This is a genomic window from Longispora sp. NPDC051575, assembly GCF_040681875.1.
Lineage (GTDB): Bacteria > Actinomycetota > Actinomycetes > Mycobacteriales > Micromonosporaceae > Longispora.
Map to the genome: position 1 here is coordinate 281,139 of NZ_JBFAZP010000009.1, position 25,992 is coordinate 307,130.

Consider the following 25,992-nt stretch of genomic DNA (forward strand, 5'->3'; position numbering starts at 1 on the left):
CGGGTACGGTCGGCTGGTGGAATGGGCCCTGATCCCCGCGCCGTTCGGTCCCCTGGCCGTGGCCGCCGACGAGCACGGAGTGTGCCGGATCGAGTTCGAGGGGACGCCCGGGCCGCTCGGGGAGAGTCCGTTTCTCGACAGCCTCCGCGAGCAGCTGGCGGCCTACTTCGCCGGCGGGCTGACCGATTTCGACGTGCCGTTGTCGGTGCGCGCCGGGAGCCCGTTCGAGCGCCGGGTGTGGGCGGCGCTCCGCGAGATCCCGTACGGCGAGATGGCCACCTACGGGCAGATCGCCACGGAGCTGGGCGACCCGCTGGCGGCGCGCGCCGTGGGCACGGCGAACAACCGCAACCCGCTGCCGATCGTGGTGCCGTGCCACCGGGTGGTCGGCGCGGACGGCAAGCTGGTCGGGTTCGGCGGCGGCCTGCACCGCAAGAAGCACCTGCTGGAGCTGGAGGCCCGGGTCCGCGTCGAGCGCGAGTTCGGCCTCTGACCCGGCGCGCCGACGACCTCCCACCCTGGTCGCCTGGCGACCGCTGGACGACCTCCCGCCCCGGTCGCCTGGCGGCCCGCGACGTGCGCCGACTCCGTCCTGCCGGGCCGGCCGGGCGTGACATGATGCGGGGCATGGCCCGCACGCTGCTGTTCGACGCCTCGACCATGCCCCCCGAGGGCTGGGACCGCCTGGACTGGCTCCTGCTCCGCGAGTCCCACGTGCACCGCTGTGACGACGGGGCGACCCTGGACCGCGCGGTCGCGAAGCTGGAGCGCCTCGACTACCGCGTGGTCCGGCTGGCAGCCGGCTCCTGGCTGGACGGCGCGGACATGCACGCCGCCCTGGCCGCCGCCCTGGACTTCCCGGCGTACTACGGCCGCAATCTCGACGCGCTCAACGACGTCCTCTGGGACGTGGCCGCCTACGGGTACGGCAGCGACCCGGCCGCCACGGGCACCGTCCTGGCCCTGGACGGCTTCGAGGCGTTCGCGGTCCGCGAGCCGGTCGTGTCGGAGGCGCTGCTGGACATCTTCGCGAACCGGGCGCGGACGGCCCTGGTGATGGGCCACCCGATGTTGTGCCTGGTGGAGGCGGGGATGTCGTTCCTGCCGGTGGGCGCGACCCCGGTGCTGCGCTGGCCGTAGCGCCCCGGGGATCAGGGGTCGCGCCGGGCTCCGGTACCCGTCGAGAAAGCTAGTCGCCCGGCGCGAGGAGCATGATCACCGCGTCGTCGGAGATCCGCCCGCCGTCGGTGTAGTCCAGCAGGTCCTTGCGCAGCGCCTCGGCCGCCGCGTCCAGATTGGTACGGAAGTCGCCCTCGGGCTGCCGGGTCAGCGACCGGCGCCGGCCCGCGCCCTTGACCAGGCCGCCGAGCCGCTCGGTGAACGGGTAGAACACCCCGAGCCGGCGCGCCTCGACCACCCCGTCGGTGACCAGCACCAGCACGTCCCCGGGCGCGCACCTCTCGGTCCACACGCACGGTTCGACGGCGCCGAGATGCCCCAGACCGAGGGGGGTACCGGGCGCGGGCGGCCGCAGTTCGCGCACCTCGCCGGCCGCGTCGACCAGCAGCGCGGGTACGTGCCCCCGGTGCAGCATCCGCACCTCGCCGGCCCGGAACTCGGCGAACAGCGCGGTCACGTAGTCGTCGGCGGGCAGGTGGCGCCGGACGCTGGCCTCGACCTTGCGGGCCAGGTCGGCGAGGTCGGGCACGTCGTAGGCGGCCTCGCGGAACGCGCCGAGCACGACGGCCGCCGACTGGACGGCTTCCAGGCCCTTGCCGCGCACGTCGCCGATCACGACCCGGACGCCGTACGGGGTGGACAGCACCTCGTACAGGTCTCCGCCGATCTCGGCCTCGGCCGCCGCCGCCAGGAACCGCAGGCCGATCCGCACGCTGCCCACGGCCTCCGGTTGGGGGCGCAGGACGGCGTGCTGGGCGGCGAGCGCGACGGAGGTGACATCGGCCAGCTGCCGTTCACGTTTGAGGCGCAGCCGGGCGAAGTACACGAAAACTATGGTCGAGAAGATCAGGGCGCCGGTACCGCCGAGGAAACGGTTGTCTTCGAAGGGTTTGTCGACCCCGTCGTACATTCCCAACAGGATCCGCTCCGGGACGGCCACCGCGCCGACGGCGAGCACGACCGACGGCGGGGCGAGGATGGCCGCGATGGCCGGGGCGACCAGGAGGTACGCCACGAAGTAGGTGCCGCCCCGGCCGATCAGGTCGACCACGCAGACCATGGCGAGGACGAAGACGGGCGGTCCCCACTCGCGCCACCGGGCTCGCCGGTCGGCGGGGACCCGGGCGCCCGCACCCGCCGGACCGGCAACTCTCATACCGGCATTATCGCTTTCTACCCTCTCCAGCCGGACGGCTACCCACGAACCGCCGAACGGAGGAGGTGTCCGGCGGCGCGGGAGGCCGGGTCAGGCGGCGCGGGGAACCAGGTCAGGCGGCCCGGACGAGCCGTTCCAGGGGCAGCAGTTCGCCGGTGTCGGGGTCGACCCGGGACACCCGGGCGGACCCGATGTCGAAGTACAGCCCGAGGAGCCGGAGCCGGCCGGCGGCGACCGCCTCGGCGACCGCGGGGTAGGTGCGCAGGTGGGTGAGCTGCTGGAGCACGTTCATCCGGCCCAGCCACTCGTGCCCCTTGGTCGTCGCCGACTCCGGCCACGCCCGGGTCTCCCGGAACAGCCGGACGCTCGGCTCGACGTGCCGCAGCCACGAGCCCAGCTGGCCCTCGATCCGCTTCCCGCTGAGCGTGGCCTTCATCGCGCCGCAGTCGGAGTGCCCGCACACCACGATCGTGGACACCCCGAGCCCGGCGACGGCGAACTCCACGGCCGCCCCGATCGACAGATCCAACCCGCTTCTGGGTACGAGGTTCCCGACGTTGCGCACGCAGAACAGGTCCCCGGGCCCGCTGGACGTGATCACGTTGGGTACCACCCGGGAATCCGCGCACGTGATGAAGAACTGCCCGGGCCGCTGCACCCCGGCGAGGTCCTCCAGGTACGGCCGGACCAGCTCCGCCCCGCGCCGCTCGAACTCGCGCACCCCGGCGGTGATCGGATCCCGGGACGCTCCCGTGGCGCACGACGCGCTCTGCTGCCACGCGGCCCACGGGGCGAACAGCCGCCCGGCCCCCGTCGGCAGGGTCTTGCGGAGCCGGGGATGGCGCGCGCCGGCCCGCTGGTACCAGCTGTCGTGCACCTCCTCGACCGTCACCCGCCCACCGCCGGCCTCGTGTTCGGTCCGCCACCGGCGCAGCGCCTCGAACGCGGCGTGGTCGAGGAGGTCGACGTGCAGTTCGAGGGTGACGGCCGAGCCGGGCGGCACGTCGCGCAGTTCGCGGAGCAGCCGGCCGACGCCGAGGAAGACGAGCGTGCCCCGGACGGTGACCCGCCAGCCGGTCTCGGGGCAGGGCTCGACGAGCACGGTGCAGTGCGTGAGCCGGTAGACGGCGACGCACATGGCCGCCAGCAGGCCGAGGGTCACGCCCGCGACCAGGCCGCCGACGACCACCCCGACGGCGGTGGCGAGGTACGTGACGATCTCGTGGTGCCGCCACAGGGAACGCAGGTGCGCGACGTCGATCAGCCGGAGCCCGCGCAGCCCGCCGAACAGGCCGGCGAGGACGGCGACGGCCCCGACGACCAGGGTGTGGCTCAGGCCGACGTGCGGGGTGGGCCAGAGCTGGAAGACGGTGGGCAGGCCGAGCAGGCTGTGCAGTTGGTCGAGGATGACGGTCAGGGCGGCGCCGGCGAGGGTGCCGTGCACGACGGCCGGGGACAGCGCGAGCGCCCGGTGCCCGAGCCGGCTGGCGCCCAGGACGAGTCGGATACCGGCCGCGAGCACGACCACCGCGCCCGCCACCACCCAGCCGTGTTGGGCACTCAGTCCCGCCGCGAGAATGACGACAGCAAGGGGCAATTCGAGGCGCGTTACAACGCTTCGTGTGTCCATAGCTACACATTGTTACGCATTCGCAGGGGGTGTCACCGCCCGCCTGAGCTGTTAGGGTGATTTCCAAGGTTGCAGTCATAGCTCTACGGCACGTGCTCGTTACGCCCGCGAAGTTTGTGACAGGCGGGCGATCGGCTTTCCCGAGCGGGACGTTCGTCGCAACCCGGCTAGCCCACGAGGTGTGGGCCGGTGCTAGCTACGTTGCCAGGGAGAACGCATGGCGCAGGGTGTCGTGAAGTGGTTCAACGCCGAAAAGGGCTACGGGTTCATCACGCCGGACGGCGGCGGTGCTGACCTGTTCGTCCACTTCTCAGCGATCCAGACGAACGGCTACCGTTCGTTGGAGGAGAACCAGCGGGTCGAGTTCGAGGTCACCACGGGCCAGAAGGGCCCGCAGGCCGACCAGGTTCGTCCGCTGTAACCAACAAAATAGCCCATTCCCACGGGCCCGGCCCGCGCGTCAGCGCGGACCGGGCCCGTGTTGGCATTCCCCCCTCCGGAGCCCGCCCGCGTACCTAGGCTGGAGCCGTACCGGCCTGCCGTACGAAGGGAACCTCCGATGCCTGGTCCCACCGGTCACCGCGTCACCGCCGACGACGCCCCCGTGCAGTTCGAGGGCTGGGTCTGGTTCACCCACGACGGGCGGTACCGCCCGGCCGGCGCCGAGGTCGAGGCCCTATACGTGGACAAGCGGACCGGGGTCGGGCACGTGTCCTTCGCCGAGATCGAGCCCCTGATCGGGCCGGACCTCTACGACGTGAAGCTGGCCCGGCACGAGTCCAAGGACGAGAGCTTCCTGGTCGTGGAGGGCACCCGGTACCACATCGCCGGGGACGAGCTGTACGACCGGCTCGGGCTGGACCGCAACAAGCTGGAGACCACGTCCGAGGAGGATCTGCTGGCCATGCCGCAGGGGGAGGACATCCTCTAGCGGTCACCGGCGTCCCGGGCGTGAACCGTCAGCGCCCGGTACCCGTCTCGGCCGGTTCCGCGGGTTCGGCCCGCTCGGCCTCCTCGATCGCCGCCGCCGACTTCGCGATCTTGCGCTTGATGTAGAACGTCGTGCCCAGCCCGAACAGCACCGCGACGACGAGCGCCACCCACGAGAAACCCTTCAGCCACTTCTCGGCGGCCCGGCCCACGTAGTAGATCGCGTACGTCGTGCCGCTGGCCCACAGGATGCCGCCGGCCGCGTTGGCGACCAGGAACCGCGGGTACGGCACCCGCAGGGCCCCCGCCAGCGGCCCGGCCAGGATCCGGAGCAGCGCGATGAACCGGCCGAAGAACACGGCCCACACGCCCCACCTGTCGAACGTCTCCTCGGCCTTCGCGAGGTGCTTCGGGCCCAGGTGCTTCGGGAACCGCCGCCCCAGCCGCTCCAGCAGCGGACGCCCGCCCCGCCGACCGATCGTGTACCCGATCGTGTCGCCGACGATCGCGCCCAGACTCGCCGCGATCGCCACCCCCAACGGGCTGACGATGTGGGTACTGGCCATCAGCGAGGCGCTGACCAGCACCACCTCGCCCGGCAGCGGAATGCCCATGCTCTCCACGCCGATGATGGCCCCGACGATCAGGTACACCACCATCGGCGGCAGTCCGTCCAGCAGTCCCTCGACGAAGTGCACCTTGGTCAACCCCCCGGGCCGTGACAGCGTCCTCTAGTCTCAGTACGTGACCGAGCAGACCGCAGCGCCGAGAGCGCCGCTGTACGTGGTCGGCGACGTGCACGGACACCGTACCGAACTCGTGGAGGCCCTGCACTCTGCCGGCCTGACCGACGCGACCGGCCGGTGGGCCGGCGCCAACGCCGACGTGTGCTTCCTGGGCGACCTGGTCGACCGGGGCCCCGACGGCCTGGGCGTCCTCGAGCTGGTGATGGGCCTCACCGAGCAGGCCCCCGAGAGCGTCGAGTGCCTGCTCGGCAACCACGAGATCCTGCTCCTCGGCATGCACCGCTGGGGCGAGACGGAGATCGCCCTCTCCACCGGCTCGGCGTCCTTCGCCCGGAGCTGGCTGCGCAACGGCGGCCAGATCGAGGACCTGCACGGCGTCGGCGACAAGCACCTCGGCTGGCTCCTGGAGCGCCCGCTGGCCGCGCTCGTGGACGACCAGCTCCTCGTGCACTCCGACACCATGGCCTACCTGGCCTACGGCACCTCGATCGACGAGATCAACTCCACGGTCCAGGGCGTGCTGGCCGGCGACGACCCGCACGCCTGGTGGGACATCTGGCGGCGGCTGACCACCCGGTTCGCGTTCCGCGGCGACGACGGCGAGAGCAACGCCGACACCCTCCTGGCGGAGCTGGGGGGCGTCCGCGTCGTGCACGGCCACAGCCCCATCCCCGACCAGCTGAACATCGCCCCGGAGGACTCCCCCGTCCCGTATCCGTACTGCGCGGGCAAGGCCCTCAACGTCGACACCGGCCTGTGTCAGGGCGGCCCCTCGCCACTCGTGAGGCTCGTCTGACCGACGCCGTACTGTAGGTGCGGGCTGTTGGCGGCGTGGGAGGTTCTGTGGCGGGCAAGATCCGGGACGAGGACATCGCACTGGTCAGAGAGAGGACGTCGATCGCCGACGTCATCTCCGAGCACGTCACCCTGAAATCGGCCGGTGGCGGCAACCTGAAGGGCCTCTGCCCGTTCCACGATGAGAAGTCCGCATCGTTCAACGTCAGCTCGGCTCGTAATGTCTTCTACTGTTTCGGGTGCGGCGCGGGTGGGGACGCGATCTCGTTCGTCCAGCAGATCGAGCACCTCACGTTCGTCGAGTCCATCGAGCGGCTCGCCCTCAAGGCCGGCATCCAGCTGCACTACGTCGACACCGGCCACGGCACCGGGGCGCCCCGCCAGCAGCCCGGCCAGAAGCAGCGCCTGCTCGCCGCCCACCACGACGCCGCCGACTTCTACGCCGGCCAGCTCGGCGCCGGCGGGGCCCGGGCGGCCCGGGAGTTCCTGGCCCAGCGCAACTTCAGCCGCGAGGCCGCCCAGGACTACGGCTGCGGGTTCGCCCCCGAGGGCTGGGACACCCTGTCGCGGCACCTGCGGCAGAAGGGCTACACCAGCCAGGAGCTGATCCTCGCCGGGCTCGCCAAGGAGGCCCGGTCGGGCAGCCTGATCGACCGGTTCCGCCGCCGGCTGCTGTGGCCGATCAAGGACCTGGCCGGCGACGTGATCGGCTTCGGCGCCCGCAAGCTGTACGAGGACGACGACGGCCCGAAGTACCTGAACACCCCCGAGACCCCGCTGTACAAGAAGTCGCACGTGCTCTACGGCATCGAGCACGCCAAGAAGGAGATCGCCAAGCAGGGCCGGGCCGTGATCGTCGAGGGCTACACCGACGTGATGGCCTGCCACCTGGCCGGCGTGCCCACGGCCGTGGCGACCTGCGGCACCGCGTTCGGCGGGGACCACATCAACGTGCTCCGCCGGCTGCTGCACGACATGAACACCAACGGCGAGATCATCTTCACCTTCGACGGGGACGCGGCCGGCCAGAAGGCGGCGCTGCGGGCGTTCGCCGACGACCAGAAGTTCGCGTCCCAGACGTACATCGCGGTCGGGCCCGACGGGATGGACCCCTGCGAGCTGCGGCTGGCCCGGGGCGACGCGGCCGTGCGGGACCTGGTCGCCCGGCGCGAGCCGCTGATCACGTTCGCGCTGCGCACCGTTCTGGGCCGCTACGACCTGACCACCCCCGACGGGCGGGTCGGCGCGCTCAAGGAGGCCGCTCCCCTGGTCGCGCAGATCAAGGACAGAGAGCTTCGTCCGGAGTACGCGCGCAAGCTCGCCGGGGACCTCGGCATGGAGATCGAACCCGTGCTGCGCGCCGTGCAGTCCAACACCCGCGGCCCGGCCCAGGCCCCGCCGCGCCGGACCCCCGTGGTCACCAGCGAACCGCAGCGGCTCGTGGAGCGCGAGGCCCTGAAGCTGGCGTTGCAGGTACCCGTCATCGCCGGCCCGATGTTCGACTCGGTGGACGCGACGCCCTACACCTACGCCCCGCACATCGAACTGCGCCAGGCCATCATGGCCGTCGGCGGGGTCTCCTCGGCCACGGCCGGCCCCAGCTGGATCGAGCTGGTCCGCGACGCCTCCGACGACCTGGCCGCGAAGGCGCTGGTCTCCGAGCTGGCCGTCGAGCCGACCCGCTACGACGCCGAACCCGACGGCCGGTATGTCAACATCGTGCTCGCCCAGCTCCAGCTGCCCACCGTCGACCGCCGGCTCGCCGAACTCAAGGGCGGGCTCCAGCGGCTGAACCCGGTGGAGAGCAAGGACGAGTACCTGCGCCTGGCCGCCGAGCTGTTCGCCCTCGAACAGCAGGCCCGGGGGCTGCGCGAACAAGCCGTCGGAGGGCTGTGATGTTCTTCCGCAAGCCGAAACTGCCCGCCGGGTCCACGCCCGCGCTGGCGCCAGGGGAACGCGTGGTCGCCTGGGCCACCACTCCGGACGGACACCTCGTCGCCACGAACCTCGGGCTGTGGCTGACCCGCGAGCAGCGGCTCGGCTGGCACGAGGTCAGCAAGGCCACCTGGTCCGGCGAGGTGCTGACCGTGACCCCCGGCCCGGCGAGCCTCGACGAGATCGGGCTGGTCGTCGAGGACGAGCCGGTGCGGTTCGAACTCTCCGAACCCGGGCAACTCCCCCGGCACGTGCAGGAACGGGTGACCCGGTCCGTCGCGTACACCAGCCACCACCTGCTGCCCGGCGAACCGGGCGGCGTGCGGGTGCTGGCCCGCCGGGTGCCGGGCATGGACGGCCTGCGCTGGGCGGTCCGGTACGACCACGGGGTGGACCCGATGGACGAGGGTGTCCAGGCGGCCACCCTCGAACTCGTGCACCGCGCCCAACAGGAGAACTGATCCCGCGCTGGCGCCCGGGCCCGTGTGCCGGCCACTCCGGGATGCCGACGGCGGCCGGCCTACGGTCAGGCCTGGCGTCCACGCGCCTACGGTCAGGCCTGGGCGTCCACGCGGTGTAAGGCGCGCACCACGCGCTGCCGTCCGTTGTGTGCCAGCTTGCCGGCCTGCTCCTGGACCACGCCGGCCGCCTCCTGCAGGGTCGGACTCTGCCGGACCTTGCGCCCCAGTCGGGCGATCTGCTCGTAGCGCTGCCGGCCGGCCTTCGCGCCCATCACGTACCCGACGGCGATTCCGCCGAAGAAAGCTATCTTCCAGCCCATGCTCATCACCCCATCCTGCCGGAAACCAGATACCCCGTGGGCGCGGTTGCCAACCGGCGTGCCGGCCGGAATCCGGTCGGAAGGGCGACAGCGGTCGTGCTGGGAGCCTTCGGAGGCGTGGCCAGGGCCGGGCCGGGTGGAGGGCGGCGCGTGGCGGGCGGCGGGCGGCGGGCGGCGGGTAAGACAATTCAGGCGCTGACCGAAGATCGGTCAGCGCCTGGTCTTGCTCCCGCGATAGGACTCGAACCTATAACCCTCCGGTTAACAGCCGAATGCTCTGCCAATTGAGCTACGCGGGATCGGTCTTGCCGTCGTGCTGGATTAGATTACATGACGCCCCCGGTGCCCGCGCAAGTCGGTACCCGGGGTGTCGAACGGGACGGCGCGTCGCCGGTTTCCGGGGCCACCGCCCAGGTACCCCTCGCATGCCCGCAGGACCGAGGCACCCTCGGCGGCGGAGATCCACTACAGTCCCCCTTCGTGACCGAGACCCACCGCCTGACCGACGAGCGCCTCGCCTGGCTGGCCATGCGCGACCACTGCGCCCAGAAGAGCCGCCGGACCGGCATCATGGGCTTCCTCAGCCGGATCCAGTTCGCGGGCGACGACGACACCGCGCACACCGATCGGCGCAGCGAGAAGATGCAGGACTACGGCCTCGCCGTGGACGACGTCGCCCGCGACCTCACTCCCGCCGAACGCGTGGCGCTCCGCGAGACCGGGCTGCTCCCGGGCTGGTTCACCGACGCGGTGGAGAAGCGCTACGCCGAGATCGTCAGAGCTCAGCGCTGAGGATGCGTTCCCCCACGGTGCGCGCGAACCGGGCGCCCGGGAACCGGCCGGCGCCGTCGGCGCGCAACGCCACGGCCGGACCGGCCTCGTAGTCGGCGAACGCCTCGCGGGAGGCGAACGTGTACCGGGACTCCACCGACCCGTCGTCGAGGATCGTGACCTCGCCGGTCAGCGCGCCGCCCGCGACCACGGCGGCGACGTGCCCGCCACGGAGCCAGTCGAGGTAGTCGTCGCGCTCGGACCCGTCGGAGAACTCGGTGCGCACCGCGTAGACCAGCATCGTCAGACCGGCTTCTTCGTGTACATGTTGAGGATGTCCTGTCCGTTGGCCGTCTCGTAGACGACGCCGCCGAAGGTGGCCTTGGCGTCCTTCTTCACGTTCGTGTCCACCCACGCCCCGGCCTCCTTCGAGGGCTGGGCGAACGGGAGCTGCGCCGCCATCGCGAACAGCGGCTTGAGCTCCTTGTCGGTGACGGCGACCTGGCTCTGGGTACCCGTGCCGCCGTTCGCCATGATCGCGGTGACCCGGTTCTCGTCCAGGAACTGCAACGTCACGCTGAACTCGACCCCGTTGATGGGCTTCGTGCACCGGGCGACCGTCGCGCCGGGGGCCAGGCAGGTGAATCCCTCGGCCTTGACCCTGGTCATCACGCCGGGCACGGTCACCCCGGGGATGTAGGAGTCCTCCTCGACGCCGTTGCCCTGCGGCCCGTAGAACCAGTAGCCCAGGCCCGCGACCAGCAGCAGGACGCACAGTCCCGCGCCGAGCAGGATCTTCTTCGCCTTCGCCGACCGGGGCGGGGCGACATCGGTCTCCTGCCGCCACGTGGCCCGCTCGGAACGCTCGTCCGCCCGGCGTCCCCGGGGCGCGTCGTCGACCTGGGGCTGCTCCGCGCTGTCGTACTCCGGCACCGGTCCGGGCGGCGGGATCTGCTGCCCCCGACGGGCCCGCGGCTCGTCGTAGCGCCGGCCGCCGTGCGGGACGTCCAGCCACTCGTCGTGCCGGCGCTGCTCGGCCCACGGATCCTGGCGGACCGGCTCCTGCCACGCCTGCTCGTCGTCCCACTCGCGGCGGCGGCGACGGCGGGGCGGCGGCGGGATCCGAACCTGCTCGCTGGCCGGCAGGCCTAGGGACGCGCTGGCCCAGGTCTGCTCGTCGTAGTGCGGCTGGGGGGCGTCGGGTTCGGCCGCGCGGCCGTAGACCCGGGGGTCCGGTTCCGGGTACGCCGCCGGGACCTGGGGGAAGCCGCCGCTCGCGGAGGACTCGGCCACGGCGCGGCCGTAGACGCCGGGGGTCGCCTGGTCGGGGCTTCTCGGCTGGTCGGGGCTTCTGGGGTGGTCGGCGTTTCTGGGGGCGTCCGGGCGCTGCGCCGGGTCGGGGTGGTCGGGGCCCGAGGCGTAGTTGCCGGGCTCGTCCGGGTTGGGCGGGTAGGCCTGCTGGGCCTGGGCCGGCGGGTAGGCCTGGTCGGGGTAGGTCTCGTCGGGGTAGACCTGGGGGGTGGGCTGGCCGTAGACCGTGGGGGCGGCGGGCTGGGCGCGGCCGGGCGGCGTCGGCTCCGGGTAGGTGGCCTGGGGCGCGGGGTCGGCGTAGGCGCCGGGGGCTGCGGGCTCCGGGTAGCCGCCCTGGTCCGGGCGGGTCGGGCGGGCGGCCGCCTGGTCGGGGTAGCCGGGCGCGGCGGGCTGGCCGTAGGTGGCGGGCTGCGCCTGGGGTGTGGGCTGGCCGTAGACGTTGGTCGCCGGCTCCGGGTAGGCGGCCGGGGGCGCGGGCTGGGCGTAGGCGCCGGGCGCGGCGGGTGCCGGGTACTCGGCCGGGGGTGCCGGTTGCGGGTAGCCGCCGGGGGCCGTCGGTTGCGGGTAGCCGCCGGGGGCCGTCGGTTCCGGGTAGCCGCCGGGAGCCGCTGGTTCCGGGTAGCCGCCGGGGGCCGAGGGCTGCGCGTAGGCGCCGGTGGTCGAGGGCTGCGCGTAGCCGCCGGAAGGGGAACGTTCGGCCGGCTGGCCGTGGACCGCCGGCTCCTGCTGCGCCCATGCCCCGGAGGTTCCCGAGGGGGCGCCGTAACCTGCCGGCTCCTCGGCTCCGGGGGTGGTGGGGCGGGCCGCCGGCTGGCCGTAGACGCCGGGCTCCGGGTAGCCGTCCTGCTCGGCGCGGGCCGCGTAGACACCGGGCGCCGTGGGTTCGGGGTAGCCGGCCGGGGTCACGGGCTCGGGGTAGCTGGCCGGGGCTGCGGGCTCGGGGTAGCTGCCGGGGGTGGCCGGGGGCGGGTAGCCGCCGGTCGGGGGCGCAGGCTGGGGGTAGCTGCCGGAGGGTGCCGGGGCGGTCGGGGGCGGGTAGCTGCCCGTCGGCGCGGGGGCCGCCGGCTGGCCGTAGACCGTGGGCGTCGGATAGCCGCCGGGGACAGTCGGGGTGGCGTAGCCGGCGGGGGCCGGGGTCGGCGCGGGCTCGGCGTACCCGTCTGGGGTCGTGGGTGTGGGGTAGCCGCCAGGCACCGAGGGCTGCGCGTAGGTCCCGGGCTCCGGATAGCTCGCCTGGGCGGCGGGCTGCGGGTAGGTGCCGGTGGGAGCGGGCTCGGCGTAGCCGCCGGGGACAACCGGCGCGGGGTACCCACCGGAGGTGGCCGGCTCGGGGTAAGCGCCGGGTGCGGAGGGCGCCGGGTAGCTGCCGGGGCCGGCGGGCGGCGGGTAGCTGCCCGTCGGCGCGGGCTCGGCGTAGCCGCCGGGAACAACTGGGGTGGCGTAACCGCCGGAGGTGGCCGGCTCGGGGTAGCTGCCGGGGGCGGAGGGCTCGGGGTAGCCGCCGGGGGCTGCGGGCTGCGGGTAGGTGCCGGTGGGGGCGGGCTGGCCGTACACCTTCGGCTCGGGGTATTCGCCCTGGGGCGCGGCCTTGCCGTAGACGTTGCCGGCGGGCTCCGGGTAGGCGGCGGGCGTCGGATAGACCGGCTGCGGGTACTCCCCGGGCACGGCAGCGGAGCCCGTCACCGGCTCCGGGAGGCGCAGGAAGCCGGTCGGCTGGTCATAGTCGTCCGGCTCGCGGCGACGTCCGCCGGGAGGGGGTTCCTCCCACGGATCGCGCGGCTGTTCGTCGGGCGACGGTGTCCAAGGCTGCACACGGCGGAGTCTATCCGCTCGGCCCTCCTCACTCATCGGCGTGCTTCAAGACGGACAAAACGCTCACCCGACGTCGGAGGAGTGCCCGGGGAACAGGTGCGCGGCCGGATCGATGGCCACCGCCGCGTTGTTGACGGCCGTGGCGGCCTCGCCGAAGCCGGTGGCGATGAGCCGGACCTTTCCCGGGTACTCGGTGATGTCGCCCGCCGCGAACACCCTCGGCAGGTTCGTGGCCATGGTCGAGTCGACCCAGACGTGCCGGCGGTCGAGCCGGAGCCCCCATTCGGCGAGCGGTCCGAGGTCGGCGACGAAACCCAGAGCCGCGACGAGTACGTCGGCGGGGACCGTCTCGGGCTCCGTCCCCTTGGCCGCGATGACGGCGCCCTCGACCCGGTCGGCGCCGAGCAGCTCGGTCACCTGGGCGTTGACGACGATCCGCACCCCGAGTTCGCGGACCCTGGCGACGGTCGCGGCGTGCGCGCGGAACGCCTCGCGGCGGTGCACGAGGGTCACGGACGCGGCGATCGGAACGAGTGCGTGGGCCCAGTCGAAGGCCGAATCGCCACCGCCGACGATGAGGACGTGCTGGCCGGCGTGGTCGTCGAGGTGCGGCACGAAGTAGACGATGCCGGAGCCGGTGAACGCGTCGGCGGCGGGCAGGTGCCGGGGGCTGAAGCTGCCGATCCCGCCGGTGATCAGGACGGCTCCACAGTGCACGTCGGTGCCGTCGTCGAGGGTCAGAACTGGGCGTTCCTCGACGTAGGACAGCTTGTCGGCCTGCGTGCCGAGCAGGTAGCGCGGAGAGAACGTGGCGGCCTGCTCGACCAGCCCGGTGACGAGGTCGCGGCCCCGGATCGCGGGAAAACCGGCGACATCGAAGATCATCTTTTCGGGGTACATCGCGGTGATCTGGCCGCCCGGCTCCGGCAGCGCGTCGATCAGCGCCGTGCTGAGCCCCCGGAATCCGGCGTAGTAGGCGGCGAACAGGCCCGCGGGCCCCGCCCCCACGATCGCGATGTCGGCGTCGATCCGACCGGTGCTGGCCATGAGCATCACCTCAACCCCACGGTATCGGGTACCCGGGACCGGCGGAACCCTACGCCCGGACCCACCCCGCACCACCGCACCCCGGCCCTGCTTCCACCTCGGCCAGCCCGCCCGGATCCTTCACGTCCGCCTGACGGTCGACGTCGAGCCACCCACCCGGACCCTTCGCACCCGCAGCCCGGCGGTCAACGTCAGGCAACCCACCCGGGTCCTTCGCACCCGCAGCCCGGCGGTCAACGTCAGGCAACCCACCCGGGTCCTTCGCATCCGCAGCTTGGCGGTCGACATCGGGCAACCCATCCGAGTCGTTCGTATCCGCGGCCTGGCGGTTGACGTCGAGCCACCCACCCGGATCCTCGGCGCCCGTGTCGCGGCGGTCGACGTCGGGCCACCGGAGCGGGTCTCGACCCGCGATGGAACCGCTCGGCTGTGCCAGCGGTTCGCGAACCGGGCCGGCCCGGCGTGCCGACCCGTCCGGTACCCGGATGCGTGAGTTCTTCTCGGGTTACCGGGATCGGCGGGCGCCTGGCAGGATTCGCGGATGCGTCGAGGAATCCGGGCTGTCCTGTGGGTGGCCATCGTGCTCGCGGTACTGGCCGCCCTGCCCTCCGTGTGGGCCAGGGCGGAGTCGTCGGGCCACCGGTTCGCCGTAGCTGACGCGCCGTCCGCGCCGGTGGCCATCGTGTTCGGCGCCGAACTGGCCTCGGGCGGCGAGCGGCCGAAGCCGTTCCTGGCGGGCAGGCTGGACGTGGCCGCCGAGCTGTACCGCGCCGGCAAGGTCGGCACCGTCCTCGTCTCCGGCGACGCGCGCGGCACGTCGGGCGACGAGGTGGGCGCGATGGGCGGGTACCTGACCTCCCTGGGCGTCCCGAAGGAGCACATCGTCTCCGACGGCCTGGGCCTGGACAGCTACGACACGTGCCTGCGCGCCCGCGACGTCTACGGCCTGCACCGGATCCTGCTGGTCAGCCAGAACTTCCACCTGGTCCGCGCGGTGGCCCTGTGCCGACGGCTCGGACTGGACGCGGACGGCGTCAACGCCCGGTGCGACAACTGCAGGACGAGCACGATGGTGAAGAACCGGGTCCGGGACTTCGCCGCGTGCCACAAGGCCCTCTACGACCTGTGGTCGGCCCGCCCCGCCGGCACCGGCTGACCACCACGGGTCGACGCCGGCCGCCTGCTCCGGTCAGTCGGCGAGTTCGGCCGGGTCGAGAGTCACGGGGAACGGGTAGTCCGTCGTCCACTTCTCACCCGGCTGGACGACCGTGGTCACCGTGTACTCCGGTCCGTCGAGAAGTTCGTAAACGTGCAGGGAACCGTCGCGGGCGATCCGCCAGTAGACGGGGATGCGGGCCTCTGCGTAGTAGAGGGGCTTGCTGCCACGGTCGTTCATCTCGGTGGATCGGGAGGCGATCTCGACGACCAGCAGCGCGTCGGCAGCCGGAGACCACTCCTGACCTCTGACGCCCTCCGATTTCAGCACGACGACATCGGGGACCAGGTTGGCGCCTCCGAGCCGCAGCCCGAGATCGGTGCGGATCCTCACCCCTTCGGGTGCCGCCTGCCGCAGGAGGAAATAGAGGTTTCCCATGATGGCCTGATGGTCTTCCTTGGCCGGAGGGGTCACAACCAGGCTCCCGTCGAAGATCTCGTAACGATGACCGTCGTCGGGCAGGGCAGCGACATCCGCCTCCGTCCAGGCGTAGGGAAGTTGCCAGTCGAATGCAGGCTGAGCCATCACACACCCCTCTCCCGATCGATCCTACTGCTACCACAAACGTGCTTTGGGGTGTCAGATCATCAGCCGACGAGTCGGCGGTGCCAGACGACCGCGCCCGGGTCCGTCAGGCTCGCCACCTGGTCGATCACGACCCGCAGCCGGGACGCGTCGTCCGGGGCCGCCCGCCACAGGGGCGCGAACACCGGGTCGAGGGCGTCCGGGGAGCGGACCGTCAGGGCGTGCACGAGTTCCGCGAGGAGGTCGCGCTGGCGGGCGTAGCCGGGGGCGGCCTCGGGGCGGCGCATCACGTAGCGGAGGGCGAGGCCCTTGAGGAGCGCGCACTGGGCCCGGGTGTGGCGCGGGACGACGAGGTCCGCCGCGTACCGGGACAGGGGCTTGTCGCCGAACTCCTCCCGGGTCGCCGACACCGCCGTGGCCACGAACCGGCCGGTCAGGACGCTCGTGGCCCGCTTGAGGGTCTCCTGCGCGCCGTGGCTGCCGTCGTAGCGGGCGAGCGGGACGAGCACCGGGTCGGCGAGGAGTTCGTCGAGGACGGGGCGCAGGTAGGAGGGGTGCTCGTCGGAGTACGCGTCGGCGACGTCCAGGCAGAGGGCGGCGCGCTCGTCGGGGTCGGCGAGGGCGCCGAGGAGGATGAAGCCGCCGTGGATGCCGTCCTCGACGTCGTGTACCGAGTAGGCGACGTCGTCGGACCAGTCCATCACCTGGGCTTCGAGGCTGCGGCGGTCCGCGACAGCCGCGTGCGGCCCGGCCTGTTCCCCAGGGTGGGCAGGGCCTGCGGCTGTCGCGGCGAGCCCTGCGGCACCGGACCCGTCCAGCCCCGCCCGGACCCACTCGAAGACGGCGGCGTCGTCGGCGTACACCCCGAATTTGCGGTTTCCGGGTCTGCGCGGCCACGGGTACTTGCAGATCGCGTCCAGCGTGGCCCGGGTCAGGTTGAGGCCCGCGCCGGGGACCTTCGCCTCCAGCCGGGCGACGACGCGCAGGGTCTGGGCGTTGCCCTCGAAGCCCCCGCAGCCGCTGGCCACGGCGTGCAGCGCGTCCTCCCCGTTGTGCCCGAACGGCGGGTGGCCGAGGTCGTGCGCGAGGCACGCGGTGTCCACGACGTCCGGGTCGCAGCCGAGCCGTTCGCCCATCTCGCGGCCGATCTGGGCGACCTCGAGGGAGTGGGTCAGCCGGGTGCGGGGGAAGTCGCCGTCGCCGGCGGTGTGCACCTGGGTCTTGGCGGCGAGCCGGCGGAAGGCCGCGGAGTGCAGCACCCGCGCCCGGTCCCGCGCGTAGGGGCTGCGCTCGACGGAGGTGTCCTTGGGGGGTTCGGCTACGAAGCGCTCGTCATCCACCTTCCCCAGCCTACTTGCCGGGGAGGCCCGGGGCCCCCGCCTTCCGGCCGGGACCGCCGTCACGGGTGTTCGGAGACGCTCCGGCCGGGTGGCCGAGGCCCCCTGAACGCGGTGCGGGAGCCCGGACCTCGCGGCCGGAGCCCCCGCCCACCGTCGTCAGCGCGAGTCGCTGCCGGTCGACTCGGTCGCCGCCCGGCCGGCCTCCAGCCGGGCCACCGGCACCCGGAACGGCGAACACGACACGTAGTCGAGGCCGACCTCGTGGAAGAAGTGCACCGAGTCCGGGTCGCCGCCGTGCTCGCCGCAGACGCCCAGCTTGAGCCCTGGCCGGGCCGCGCGGCCCTCCTGCACGGCGATCTTGATCAGGCGGCCGACGCCGTCGCGGTCGAGGGTCTCGAAGGGCGACACCCCGAAGATCCCCTTCTCCAGGTACGCGGAGAAGAAGGCCGCCTCCACGTCGTCCCGCGAGAAGCCCCACACGGTCTGGGTCAGGTCGTTGGTGCCGAAGGAGAAGAACTGGGCGGCCTCGGCGATCTGGCCGGCGGTGAGCGCGGCGCGCGGCAGTTCGATCATGGTGCCGATCAGGGCGTCGACGACGATGCCGGTCTCCTCGGCGACCTCGCGCAGCACCCGCTCGGCGTCGGTGCGGACCGCTTCGAGTTCCTGGACGGCCCCGACGAGCGGGATCATGATCTCGACCCGGGGGTCGCCGCCGTTGCGGATCCGGTCGGCGGCCGCCTCGGCGATGGCCCGGACCTGCATGGTGAACAGGCCGGGGATGACGAGGCCGAGGCGCACGCCGCGCAGGCCGAGCATCGGGTTCTGCTCGTGCAGCTTGTGCACGGCCTGGAGGAGGCGCAGGTCGTTCTCGTGCTTCTCGCCCCGGGACTCGGCGAGCGCGACCCGGACCGAGAGCTCGGTGATGTCGGGCAGGAACTCGTGCAGCGGCGGGTCGAGCAGCCGGACGGTGACGGGCAGGCCGTCCATGGCGGCGAAGATGCCGACGAAGTCGTCGCGCTGCAACGGCAGCAGGGTCTCGAGGGCCTCGGAGCGTTCGGTGTCGCCGTCGGCGAGGATCAGGCGCTCGACGTGCTGGCGGCGCTCGCCGAGGAACATGTGCTCGGTGCGGCACAGCCCGATGCCCTGCGCGCCGAACCGGCGGGCCCGCTCGGCGTCCTCGGGGGTGTCGGCGTTGGACCGGACGCCGAGCCGGCGGGCCGCGTCGGCGTGGGTCATGATCCGGTCGACGGCGCGGACCAGGTCGTCGGACAGGTCGACGTTGCCCTCGAAGTACTCGACGACCGGGGACGGGACCACCGGCACCGAGCCCTGGTAGACGACGCCGGAGGAGCCGTCGATGGAGATGACGTCGCCCTCCTCGATGACCACGCCGTTGGGCGCGACGAGCCGGCGGCGCTTGGTGTCGACGTCGAGCTCCTCGGCCCCGCAGACGCAGGTCTTGCCCATGCCCCGGGCGACGACGGCCGCGTGCGAGGTCTTGCCGCCCCGGGAGGTGAGGATGCCCTCGGCCGCGATCATGCCGTTCAGGTCGTCGGGGTTGGTCTCCCGGCGGACCAGGATCACCTTCTCCCCGGACCGCGACCACTTGACGGCCGTGTACGAGTCGAAGACGGCCTTGCCGACCGCCGCGCCCGGGGACGCGTTCATGCCCTTGCCGAGCCGGGGCGCGTTGGTCGAGCCGTCGAACCGGGGGAACATCAGCATCGCGAGCTGCGCGCCGGTGACCCGCTGCAACGCCTCGTCCAGGTCGATCATGCCCTCGTCGACGAGCTGGGTGGCGATCACGAAGGCGGCTGCGGCGGTGCGCTTGCCGACCCGGGTCTGCAGCATCCACAGCTTGCCGCGCTCGATGGTGAACTCGATGTCGCACAGGTCGCGGTAGTGGTTCTCCAGCGTGGTCATGATGTCCATCAGCTGGTCGTAGCTGTTCTTGTCGATCTGCTGGAGGTCCTGCAGCGGAACCGTGTTGCGGATGCCGGCGACGACGTCCTCGCCCTGCGCGTTGACCAGGTAGTCGCCGTACACGCCGCGCACGCCGGAGCCCGGGTCGCGGGTGAACGCCACGCCGGTGCCGGAGTCCGAGCCGAGGTTGCCGAACACCATGGAACAGATGTTGACGGCGGTGCCCAGGTCGGCCGGGATCCGCTCCTGGCGGCGGTAGAGGACCGCACGGTCGGAGTTCCACGAGTCGAACACGGCGTGGATGGCGTCGGCGAGCTGCTGGCGCGGGTCCTGCGGGAAGTCCTGCTTGGTGTGCTCGCGGAAGATGTCCTTGAACGTGCCGACCAGCTTCTTCAGGTCGGCGGCGTCGAGGTCGAGGTCGTTCTCGGTGCTCCGGACCCGCTTGAGCTCCTCCAGGGCGTGCTCGAAGTCCTCGCCCGGTACGCCGCAGACGGTCTTGCCGAACATCTGGATCAGCCGGCGGTAGGAATCCCACGCGAACCGGTTGTCGCCCAGCCCGATCACGGACTCGTCGGTCAGCCCGATGTTGAGCACCGTGTCCATCATGCCGGGCATGGAGAACTTCGCCCCGGACCGCACCGACACCAGCAGCGGGTCGGCCGCGTCGCCGAGCTTCTTGCCCATCTGGGTCTCCAGCGCGGCGAGGTGCTCGTCGATCTCCTGCTGGAGGCTCGCCGGCTCGCTCCCGTTGGCCAGGTACTCCTGGCACGCCTCGGTGGTGATCGTGAACCCGGGCGGGACCGGCAGGCCGATGTTGGTCATCTCGGCGAGGTTGGCGCCCTTGCCGCCCAGCAGATCCTTGAGGTCACGATTGCCCTCGGCAAAGTCGTAGACAAACTTCGTCACAGCAGGCCTCCAGAGCGGATGGGCAAACCGTCGTGCCCCGATGCGCGCAGGCTAGCGGTTACCCTCGGGGTCGTGGCACCCTTTGGTGACACTCGGCACATAGGCGGTTCATCTCCGTGTTCAGATGAGCTCGCCGAGGCCCTTCAGTGCGCGATTCCGCGCATGATGTGCTCACTGAATACCCGGCGCGTGACCTCGCCAAACCGACGATCCCAGGGCCGCATCCCCTACAGCATCCCGCGATCCGGGGGTCCCGACCCGAAAACCCTTCATCCGGGTACGGGAGACCCCGCAGCCGCTACCCGGAGTACACCTCGCCGTGGGTGGTGATCGTCAACGAGCCGTCCCCGAAACCGAGCGTGTACCAGCCGCCCCGGTCGGGCACCACCGGCACCGGCGCGCCGTACACCGCGCACAGGGTCGCCACCAGGACCGGGATGACGTCGCCGTGCGAGGACGCCACGACCCGCGCCCCGGGGTGCCGCGCCCCGATCGCCAGCGCGGCCCGCAGCCCGCGCCCGGCGGACCACGCGCCGCCGACCGCCCCGGCGATGCCCGCGAAGACGCCCTTCGTCCAAGCCTCGGGTTCGCGGAAGTCGTCCGCCTCCGCCCACTCGGCCATGTCCGTGACCGCCAGCCCCGCCGCCGTGGCCAGCGGTTCGACCGTCTGGCGGCAGCGGAGGGCCGGGCTGGAGTAGACCGCCGCGATCCCGGTGCCGAGCGCCGCGACGAGGTCCCGGGCCTGCCGGTGGCCGTCGGCGGACAGTGGGCGCGGGTCGTGGCTGCCGGTCCAGCCGGTCCGGGGGACGGAGGCGCAGTGCGGGACGAGTTCCAGGGTGAGCCCGGCGAGTGTCGTCAACATCCCCGAATGCTTCCGGACCCCCGCAACCGTCGCAATCGGTTTGCCCCGCCGGGCCCGCCGCACCGGCTAGCGCGACGCGGGCTCCGCGGACGCGTGCGGGCCTGGAGGAGCGGGGCCCGCCGATCGGGCCCGTGAGCCCGCGACGAGTGCGGCGGGGCGGTGGAGGTCTCGCCCCCCGCCGCCCCGCCGGTGTCTTCGCTGCTGTCGTCAGGCCCGCGCGACTACTTCGTCAGGCCCGCGCGCCGCAGCGCCTCGGCCATCGCGCTGTTCGCCGGCTCCTCGCGGCGCTGCTGCCGGGGCTGACCACCCTGACGGCCAGCGCCGCCGCCCTGGCCACCGGAGCCCTGCCGCGCGCCGCCCTGGCCGCCGGCACCGCCCTGGCGTCCGCCGGAACCCTGACGGTCACCGCCCGAGCCGCCCTGGCCGCCCGAGCCGCCGGCACCCGCGCCGCCGCCCGGCCGCCCACCGGAACCGGGCCGGCCACCGCCGCCACCGGCCCCGCGCTGCCCACCGGGACCGCCGGCACCCTGGCCGCGCCGCTCCCCCGGCGTACCCGTCGAGATCTCGTCCTCCAGGCGCAGCGTCAGCGAGATCCGCTTGCGCGGGATGTCCACCTCGAGCACCTTGACCCGGACGATGTCCCCGGGCTTGACCACGTCGCGCGGGTCCTTGATGAACGTCTGCGACATGGCCGAGATGTGCACGAGCCCGTCCTGGTGCACGCCGACGTCCACGAACGCCCCGAAGGCGGCCACGTTCGTCACGACCCCTTCGAGGAGCATGCCCGGTTCCAGGTCGGACAGCTTCTCGACGCCGTCCTTGAAGGTGGCCGTCCGGAACGCCGGGCGCGGGTCCCGGCCGGGCTTCTCCAGCTCGGCGAGGATGTCGGTGACCGTGGGCAGGCCGAACGTGTCGTCCACGAAGTCCGTGGCCTTCACGGTGCGCAGGGCCGCCCCGTTGCCGATCAGGGTCGCGATGTCGCCGGTGGTGGCGGCCATGATCCGGCGGACCACCGGGTACGCCTCCGGGTGCACGCTGGAGGAGTCCAGCGGGTCGTCGCCGCCCGGGATGCGCAGGAAGCCGGCACACTGTTCGAACGCCTTGGGGCCGAGCCGGGCCACGTCCTTGAGCGCCCTGCGGGACCGGAACGGCCCGTTGGCGTCGCGGTGCCCGACGATGTTCTCGGCGAGGCCGGCGCTGATCCCCGACACCCGGGTCAGCAGCGGCGCGGAGGCCGTGTTGACGTCCACACCGACCGCGTTCACGCAGTCCTCGACGACCGCGTCCAGGGAACGCGACAGCTTGGCCTCGGCCAGGTCGTGCTGGTACTGCCCGACGCCGATCGACTTCGGGTCGATCTTCACGAGCTCGGCGAGCGGGTCCTGGAGCCGGCGCGCGATGGACACCGCGCCCCGGATCGACACGTCCAGGTCGGGCAGCTCGGCGGAGGCGAACGCGGAGGCGGAGTACACCGACGCGCCGGCCTCCGACACCACGACCTTGGTCAGGTTCAACCCCGGGTGCGCGGCGATCAGATCCCCGGCGAGCTTGTCGGTCTCCCGGGACGCGGTGCCGTTGCCGATCGCGATCAGCTCCACGTTGTACGCCGACGCGAGCCGGGACAGCACGCCCAGCGCCTGGTCCCACTGCCGCTTCGGCTCGTGCGGGTAGATCGTGTCGTGGGCGACCACCTTGCCGGTGTCGTCCACGATGGCGACCTTCACGCCGGTCCGCAGGCCCGGGTCGAGGCCCATCGTCGCCCGGGTGCCGGCCGGGGCGGCGAGCAGCAGGTCGCGCAGGTTCGCGGCGAACACCCGGACGGCCTCGTCCTCGGCGGCCTGGCGCAGCCGCATCCGCAGGTCGATGCCCAGGTGCACGAGGATCCTGGTCCGCCACGCCCAGCGGACCGTGTCCGACAGCCACTTGTCGCCGGGCCGGCCCTGGTCGGACACGCCGAACTTCACGGCGATGGTGCGCTCGTAGTCGCCGGTGGGCTCGGGCTCCGGCTCCAGGACGAAGTCGAGGAACTCCTCCTTCTCGCCCCGGAACAGGGCGAGGATCCGGTGCGAGGGCAGCTTCGTGAGCGGCTCGGCGAAGTCGAAGTAGTCGGCGAACTTGGCGCCCTCGGTCTCCTTGCCGTCCCGGACCCGGGACACGGCGCGGCCCTTGGTCCACATGCGTTCGCGCAGCTCGCCGATCAGGTCGGCGTCCTCGGCGAACCGCTCGACGAGGATGGAGCGGGCACCGTCGAGCGCGCCGGCCACGTCCAGATCGGGCCCCGTGAACGCGGCGGCGGCCGTCTGCGGATCCACCGTCGGGTCGGCCAGCAGGCCGTCGGCGAGGGGCTCCAGGCCGGCCTCGCGGGCGATCTGGGCCTTCGTGCGGCGCTTCGGCTTGAACGGCAGGTAGATGTCCTCCAGCCGCGCCTTGGAGTCGGCGGCGAGGATCTGCGATTCGAGGGCGTCGTCGAGCTTGCCCTGGGACCGGATCGAGTCGAGGACGGCGGCGCGCCGTTCCTCGAGTTCCCGTAGATAGCGGAGGCGTTCCTCGAGGGTGCGCAGTTGCGCGTCGTCGAGCATGCCGGTGGCTTCCTTGCGGTACCGCGCGATGAAGGGCACGGTCGAACCGCCGTCCAGCAACTCGACGGCGGTCTGGACCTGGCCCTGGCGGACACCGAGTTCGTCGGCGATGCGCTGGTGAATGGAGGTCGTCACGGTCCGCATTCTCTCAGGTCGCACCGACAACCCGGCGGAACAGCACCTGCACCCCGCCGGTGATGTCCCCGATGTGCGGATGATGGCACGGCCCGACGTAGGCGTGCAGCAGGAAGTCGGTGGTCACCTGGAGGTCCGGGACGTCGAACTCCCCGGCCGCGACCCCGCCCTCGATGATCGCCTGGAGGACGTCGCGGGCACCGGTCATCGGGTCGCCGCCGCCCCCGTGCAGGTGGAACAGCAGGTGGTACAGGTCGGCGTGCGTGGTCTCGGCCTCGATCCAGGCGGCCACCAGCCGGTCGAGCCGGTCGGCCCAGGTCAGGCCGCGCTCGGACATGGCGGCCAGCGGGTCGTGCAGCATCAGCTGCCACAGGTCGGCCTGGAGCCCTCTGATCAGGGCGTTCTTCGAGTCGAAGTACAGGTAGACGGTGCCCTTGGCCACGCCGGCCCGGTCGGCGACCCGGGCGACGGTCAGGTTGTCGTAGCCGTCGGCGAGCAGGAGTTCGGCGACGGCGTCGAGGATCTGCCGGCGGCGGACGTCGGGCGGCTGGAACCGTTGCATCGCACTTCCCATCGAGTGACTGGCGGTCAGTCAGCAACTGTACCAGCAGGCCACCACCTGCGAACTGGCCCTCGACCGCCGCCGAACGCCCTCCCTAGGGTGAGGGCATGACTGTTCTGCGCTACGCCGCCTTCACCCGCGACCCCGCCGCCGGCAACCCGGCCGGGGTGGTGCTCGCGCCCCAGGCCCCTGGGGCCGACGGCGGTCCGGGCGCCCTCACCGACGCAGGGATGCTCGCCATCGCCGCCGACGTCGGCTACTCCGAGACCGCGTTCCTGACCCGGGTCGCCGACGGCTACGCGGTCCGGTACTTCAGCCCGCAGGCCGAGGTCCCCTTCTGCGGCCACGCGACCATCGCCTCCGCCGTGGCGGTCGCCGAGCGCGACGGGGTCGGCCCGCTGCTCTTCCACACCGCCGCCGGCGACATCCCCGTGGTGACCGCCCGCGACGCCGACGGCCAGCTCACCGCCACCCTGACCAGCGTCCCGCCGACCGTCGCCGAGGTGTCCGACGCGGACCTCGCCGAGGTGCTGGCCGCCCTGGGCTGGTCCCCGGCCGACCTGGACGGGACCCTGCCGCCCCGGGTCGGGTACGCCGGCGCCCACCACCTCCTCCTCGCCGCAGGCACCCGCGACCGGCTCGCCAGGCTCGACTACGACTTCGACCGGCTCCGGGACCTGATGCTCCGGCGCGACTGGACCACGGTGAAGCTCGTCTGGCGCGCCTCGGAGACCGAATTCCACGTCCGGGACGCGTTCCCGGTCGGCGGCGTGGTCGAGGACCCGGCGACCGGCGCGTCGGCCGCGGCGCTGGGCGGCTACCTGCGGGCGCTCGGGCTGGTGGCGCCGCCGGTGCGGCTGTCCGTGCACCAGGGCGAGGACCTCGGGCGGCCCGGCCACCTGACGGTCGACATCCCCGAGGGCACGGGCGGGATCCGGGTCACCGGCAACGCCGTCGCGATGCCCTGACCGGTCCGCCGCCGGCGCCCCGGGCCAGCCTCGGCCGCACTCCGGGTCGCTGACGGCCGCGCGCCGGATTCGGGCCCGGCCGTCAGGTTCCGGTGCGTTCGCGGTCGTAGTCCGGGGCGAGCGTGCCGAACAGGCGGTCGCCGATCGTCGTGTAGAAGCCCAGGTTGTACCGCGGGTCCCGGTGGTGCCCGTCGTGCAGGGCGGGCGTGGCGACCAGGTAGAACACCGCCGAGCGGCGGATCCGGGGCGGGGTCGGGTCCAGCCCGAGGTGGCCGAGGACCCCGAAGATCAGATTCACCACGGTGTACGCCGCCACGGCCCACGCGTCGAACGTGTACACCGCGAGCACCCCGATCCACACCGCGCCGAAGCCCAGCACCTCCGCCGGATGCAGCGCGAACAGCGTCATCGGCCGGGCGTCGGTGAACCGGTGGTGCAGCTGGTGGGCCAGCGGGAAGAGCCGGCGGAGGTGCGCGAGGGCGTGGCCGGCGTACATGACCGCGTCCATGATCAGGATGAGGAGGAGCAGGTCGACCAGGGTGCCCCAGGACAGGTGCGGGTCGAGATGGATCAAACCCTGTTTCCACAGGTACCAGCCGAGCAGGGTCACGGCGGCGTTGCCGAGGACGGCCGCTCCGGCCAGTACCCGTTGAAGGTGGTCTGTCTGGTTCTCCCCCCGAACCACGGGGCCGTCCGACCCGACCCGCGCCCCCGGACCGGCACCCGCCCCGCTGGCCCCGCCGGAGCGCAGGACCAGGTGGCCGCAGCCGACCCCGACGCCCACGAGCAGCGCGTTCTCCGCGAGGGCGAGCAGGGCCGCCGCCCAGACCGGCAGGGTGCGCAACGCGTCGAGAAACGGGGCCATGGGGCATCATTCTCCGGC

Annotated in this window: 24 protein-coding genes and 1 tRNA gene; 10 read left to right on the forward strand and 15 right to left on the reverse strand. The window is 72.6% G+C overall.

Annotated features, from left to right (window positions below):
* Positions 1–16: 16 nt before the first annotated feature.
* Together AB0M43_RS28230 and AB0M43_RS28235 are read left to right on the forward strand one after the other, a co-directional pair.
* A complete protein-coding gene (locus AB0M43_RS28230; protein WP_363728803.1) occupies positions 17–493 on the forward strand; it encodes a methylated-DNA--[protein]-cysteine S-methyltransferase in 477 nt (158 codons plus the stop codon).
* A 134-nt stretch (positions 494–627) separates the two neighbouring features.
* Positions 628–1,140 carry a barstar family protein gene (locus AB0M43_RS28235; RefSeq protein ID WP_363728804.1) on the forward strand — a complete coding sequence of 171 codons (513 nt, stop codon included), beginning with the start codon at positions 628–630 and terminating at the stop codon, positions 1,138–1,140.
* A gap of 49 nt (positions 1,141–1,189) precedes the next feature.
* Here the strand turns inward: AB0M43_RS28235 and AB0M43_RS28240 are convergent, their stop codons facing one another.
* Entirely contained in the window at positions 1,190–2,335 is a 1,146-nt protein-coding gene (locus AB0M43_RS28240) for a PP2C family protein-serine/threonine phosphatase (RefSeq protein WP_363728805.1), read from the reverse strand.
* Between the two features lie 112 nt (positions 2,336–2,447).
* Positions 2,448–3,965, reverse strand: a complete 1,518-nt coding sequence (locus AB0M43_RS28245; protein WP_363728806.1) for a carbonic anhydrase — start codon at positions 3,963–3,965, stop codon at positions 2,448–2,450.
* Between the two features lie 217 nt (positions 3,966–4,182).
* Between AB0M43_RS28245 and AB0M43_RS28250 the strand changes: the two genes are divergently transcribed.
* Together AB0M43_RS28250 and AB0M43_RS28255 are read left to right on the forward strand one after the other, a co-directional pair.
* The gene (locus tag AB0M43_RS28250; RefSeq protein ID WP_197005269.1) at positions 4,183–4,386 is read left to right on the forward strand and encodes a cold-shock protein; all 204 of its coding nucleotides are present in this window, start codon (positions 4,183–4,185) and stop codon (positions 4,384–4,386) included.
* Between the two features lie 138 nt (positions 4,387–4,524).
* Entirely contained in the window at positions 4,525–4,896 is a 372-nt protein-coding gene (locus AB0M43_RS28255; RefSeq protein WP_363728807.1) for a hypothetical protein, read from the forward strand.
* Between the two features lie 28 nt (positions 4,897–4,924).
* Here AB0M43_RS28255 and AB0M43_RS28260 read toward each other — a convergent pair whose 3' ends face one another.
* Positions 4,925–5,593, reverse strand: coding sequence for a DedA family protein (locus AB0M43_RS28260; protein WP_363728808.1), 669 nt, complete (start codon positions 5,591–5,593; stop codon positions 4,925–4,927).
* Between the two features lie 46 nt (positions 5,594–5,639).
* Between AB0M43_RS28260 and AB0M43_RS28265 the strand changes: the two genes are divergently transcribed.
* The 3 genes from AB0M43_RS28265 to AB0M43_RS28275 are packed head-to-tail and all read left to right on the forward strand — an operon-like array spanning position 5,640 to position 8,832.
* The gene (locus AB0M43_RS28265) at positions 5,640–6,437 is read left to right on the forward strand and encodes a metallophosphoesterase (RefSeq protein ID WP_363728809.1); all 798 of its coding nucleotides are present in this window, start codon (positions 5,640–5,642) and stop codon (positions 6,435–6,437) included.
* Between the two features lie 47 nt (positions 6,438–6,484).
* Positions 6,485–8,332, forward strand: coding sequence for a DNA primase (gene dnaG / locus AB0M43_RS28270; protein WP_363728810.1), 1,848 nt, complete (start codon positions 6,485–6,487; stop codon positions 8,330–8,332).
* A complete protein-coding gene (locus AB0M43_RS28275; protein ID WP_363728811.1) occupies positions 8,332–8,832 on the forward strand; it encodes a hypothetical protein in 501 nt (166 codons plus the stop codon). Before dnaG ends, AB0M43_RS28275 begins: the two co-directional genes overlap by 1 nt.
* A gap of 92 nt (positions 8,833–8,924) precedes the next feature.
* Here the strand turns inward: AB0M43_RS28275 and AB0M43_RS28280 are convergent, their stop codons facing one another.
* Both AB0M43_RS28280 and AB0M43_RS28285 read right to left on the reverse strand, forming a co-directional pair.
* Positions 8,925–9,158 (reverse strand): hypothetical protein, encoded by a 234-nt coding sequence (locus tag AB0M43_RS28280; protein ID WP_363728812.1) that lies wholly within the window; start codon positions 9,156–9,158, stop codon positions 8,925–8,927.
* 220 nt (positions 9,159–9,378) lie between these two features.
* A tRNA-Asn gene (locus AB0M43_RS28285) sits at positions 9,379–9,451 on the reverse strand.
* Positions 9,452–9,632: 181 nt separating this feature from the next.
* Here AB0M43_RS28285 and AB0M43_RS28290 point away from each other — a divergent pair.
* Complete coding sequence (locus tag AB0M43_RS28290; protein WP_363728813.1) at positions 9,633–9,944, forward strand: hypothetical protein; 312 nt, start codon at positions 9,633–9,635, stop codon at positions 9,942–9,944.
* Here the strand turns inward: AB0M43_RS28290 and AB0M43_RS28295 are convergent.
* The 3 genes from AB0M43_RS28295 to AB0M43_RS28305 form a co-directional block, all read right to left on the reverse strand.
* Positions 9,928–10,224 carry a DUF4286 domain-containing protein gene (locus AB0M43_RS28295; RefSeq protein WP_363728814.1) on the reverse strand — a complete coding sequence of 99 codons (297 nt, stop codon included), beginning with the start codon at positions 10,222–10,224 and terminating at the stop codon, positions 9,928–9,930. The genes AB0M43_RS28290 and AB0M43_RS28295 overlap by 17 nt on opposite strands.
* 2 nt (positions 10,225–10,226) lie before the next feature.
* Complete coding sequence (locus AB0M43_RS28300; RefSeq protein WP_363728815.1) at positions 10,227–13,046, reverse strand: hypothetical protein; 2,820 nt, start codon at positions 13,044–13,046, stop codon at positions 10,227–10,229.
* A gap of 63 nt (positions 13,047–13,109) precedes the next feature.
* Positions 13,110–14,093, reverse strand: a complete 984-nt coding sequence (locus tag AB0M43_RS28305; protein ID WP_363728816.1) for an NAD(P)/FAD-dependent oxidoreductase — start codon at positions 14,091–14,093, stop codon at positions 13,110–13,112.
* Between the two features lie 541 nt (positions 14,094–14,634).
* On the opposite strand from AB0M43_RS28305, the gene AB0M43_RS28310 reads away from it, so the two are divergent.
* The gene (locus AB0M43_RS28310) at positions 14,635–15,249 is read left to right on the forward strand and encodes an ElyC/SanA/YdcF family protein (RefSeq protein WP_363728817.1); all 615 of its coding nucleotides are present in this window, start codon (positions 14,635–14,637) and stop codon (positions 15,247–15,249) included.
* A gap of 33 nt (positions 15,250–15,282) precedes the next feature.
* Here the strand turns inward: AB0M43_RS28310 and AB0M43_RS28315 are convergent, their stop codons facing one another.
* The 6 genes from AB0M43_RS28315 to AB0M43_RS28340 all read right to left on the reverse strand — a co-directional run bounded on the left by AB0M43_RS28315 (position 15,283) and on the right by AB0M43_RS28340 (position 24,141).
* Positions 15,283–15,834 (reverse strand): Uma2 family endonuclease, encoded by a 552-nt coding sequence (locus tag AB0M43_RS28315; RefSeq protein ID WP_363728818.1) that lies wholly within the window; start codon positions 15,832–15,834, stop codon positions 15,283–15,285.
* Between the two features lie 62 nt (positions 15,835–15,896).
* Entirely contained in the window at positions 15,897–17,183 is a 1,287-nt protein-coding gene (locus AB0M43_RS28320; protein ID WP_363728964.1) for a deoxyguanosinetriphosphate triphosphohydrolase family protein, read from the reverse strand.
* A gap of 147 nt (positions 17,184–17,330) precedes the next feature.
* On the reverse strand, positions 17,331–20,003 hold the full coding sequence (gene ppdK / locus AB0M43_RS28325) for a pyruvate, phosphate dikinase (RefSeq protein ID WP_363728819.1): 2,673 nt from the start codon (positions 20,001–20,003) through the stop codon (positions 17,331–17,333).
* A gap of 298 nt (positions 20,004–20,301) precedes the next feature.
* Positions 20,302–20,865 carry a histidine phosphatase family protein gene (locus AB0M43_RS28330; RefSeq protein WP_363728820.1) on the reverse strand — a complete coding sequence of 188 codons (564 nt, stop codon included), beginning with the start codon at positions 20,863–20,865 and terminating at the stop codon, positions 20,302–20,304.
* Positions 20,866–21,086: 221 nt separating this feature from the next.
* Entirely contained in the window at positions 21,087–23,579 is a 2,493-nt protein-coding gene (locus AB0M43_RS28335; RefSeq protein WP_363728821.1) for a Tex family protein, read from the reverse strand.
* A 13-nt stretch (positions 23,580–23,592) separates the two neighbouring features.
* The gene (locus AB0M43_RS28340; RefSeq protein WP_363728822.1) at positions 23,593–24,141 is read right to left on the reverse strand and encodes a TetR/AcrR family transcriptional regulator; all 549 of its coding nucleotides are present in this window, start codon (positions 24,139–24,141) and stop codon (positions 23,593–23,595) included.
* 107 nt (positions 24,142–24,248) lie between these two features.
* Here AB0M43_RS28340 and AB0M43_RS28345 point away from each other — a divergent pair, with 107 nt between their 5' ends.
* Positions 24,249–25,109, forward strand: coding sequence for a PhzF family phenazine biosynthesis protein (locus AB0M43_RS28345; RefSeq protein ID WP_363728823.1), 861 nt, complete (start codon positions 24,249–24,251; stop codon positions 25,107–25,109).
* Between the two features lie 82 nt (positions 25,110–25,191).
* On the opposite strand, the gene AB0M43_RS28350 is transcribed toward AB0M43_RS28345, so the two are convergent.
* Positions 25,192–25,974, reverse strand: coding sequence for a sterol desaturase family protein (locus AB0M43_RS28350; RefSeq protein WP_363728824.1), 783 nt, complete (start codon positions 25,972–25,974; stop codon positions 25,192–25,194).
* Positions 25,975–25,992: the final 18 nt, after the last annotated feature.

Coding starts and splice junctions, on each gene's coding strand:
- AB0M43_RS28235 (WP_363728804.1), top strand. CDS start 628: ATGGCCCGCACGCTGCTGTTCGACGCCTCGACCATGCCCCCCGAGGGC.
- AB0M43_RS28275 (WP_363728811.1), top strand. CDS start 8,332: ATGTTCTTCCGCAAGCCGAAACTGCCCGCCGGGTCCACGCCCGCGCTG.
- AB0M43_RS28280 (WP_363728812.1), bottom strand. CDS start 9,158: ATGAGCATGGGCTGGAAGATAGCTTTCTTCGGCGGAATCGCCGTCGGG.
- AB0M43_RS28310 (WP_363728817.1), top strand. CDS start 14,635: ATGCGTCGAGGAATCCGGGCTGTCCTGTGGGTGGCCATCGTGCTCGCG.
- AB0M43_RS28240 (WP_363728805.1), bottom strand. CDS start 2,335: ATGAGAGTTGCCGGTCCGGCGGGTGCGGGCGCCCGGGTCCCCGCCGAC.
- AB0M43_RS28305 (WP_363728816.1), bottom strand. CDS start 14,093: ATGGCCAGCACCGGTCGGATCGACGCCGACATCGCGATCGTGGGGGCG.
- AB0M43_RS28340 (WP_363728822.1), bottom strand. CDS start 24,141: ATGCAACGGTTCCAGCCGCCCGACGTCCGCCGCCGGCAGATCCTCGAC.
- AB0M43_RS28255 (WP_363728807.1), top strand. CDS start 4,525: ATGCCTGGTCCCACCGGTCACCGCGTCACCGCCGACGACGCCCCCGTG.
- AB0M43_RS28350 (WP_363728824.1), bottom strand. CDS start 25,974: ATGGCCCCGTTTCTCGACGCGTTGCGCACCCTGCCGGTCTGGGCGGCG.
- AB0M43_RS28330 (WP_363728820.1), bottom strand. CDS start 20,865: ATGTTGACGACACTCGCCGGGCTCACCCTGGAACTCGTCCCGCACTGC.
- AB0M43_RS28345 (WP_363728823.1), top strand. CDS start 24,249: ATGACTGTTCTGCGCTACGCCGCCTTCACCCGCGACCCCGCCGCCGGC.
- AB0M43_RS28315 (WP_363728818.1), bottom strand. CDS start 15,834: ATGGCTCAGCCTGCATTCGACTGGCAACTTCCCTACGCCTGGACGGAG.
- AB0M43_RS28245 (WP_363728806.1), bottom strand. CDS start 3,965: ATGGACACACGAAGCGTTGTAACGCGCCTCGAATTGCCCCTTGCTGTC.
- AB0M43_RS28295 (WP_363728814.1), bottom strand. CDS start 10,224: ATGCTGGTCTACGCGGTGCGCACCGAGTTCTCCGACGGGTCCGAGCGC.
- AB0M43_RS28250 (WP_197005269.1), top strand. CDS start 4,183: ATGGCGCAGGGTGTCGTGAAGTGGTTCAACGCCGAAAAGGGCTACGGG.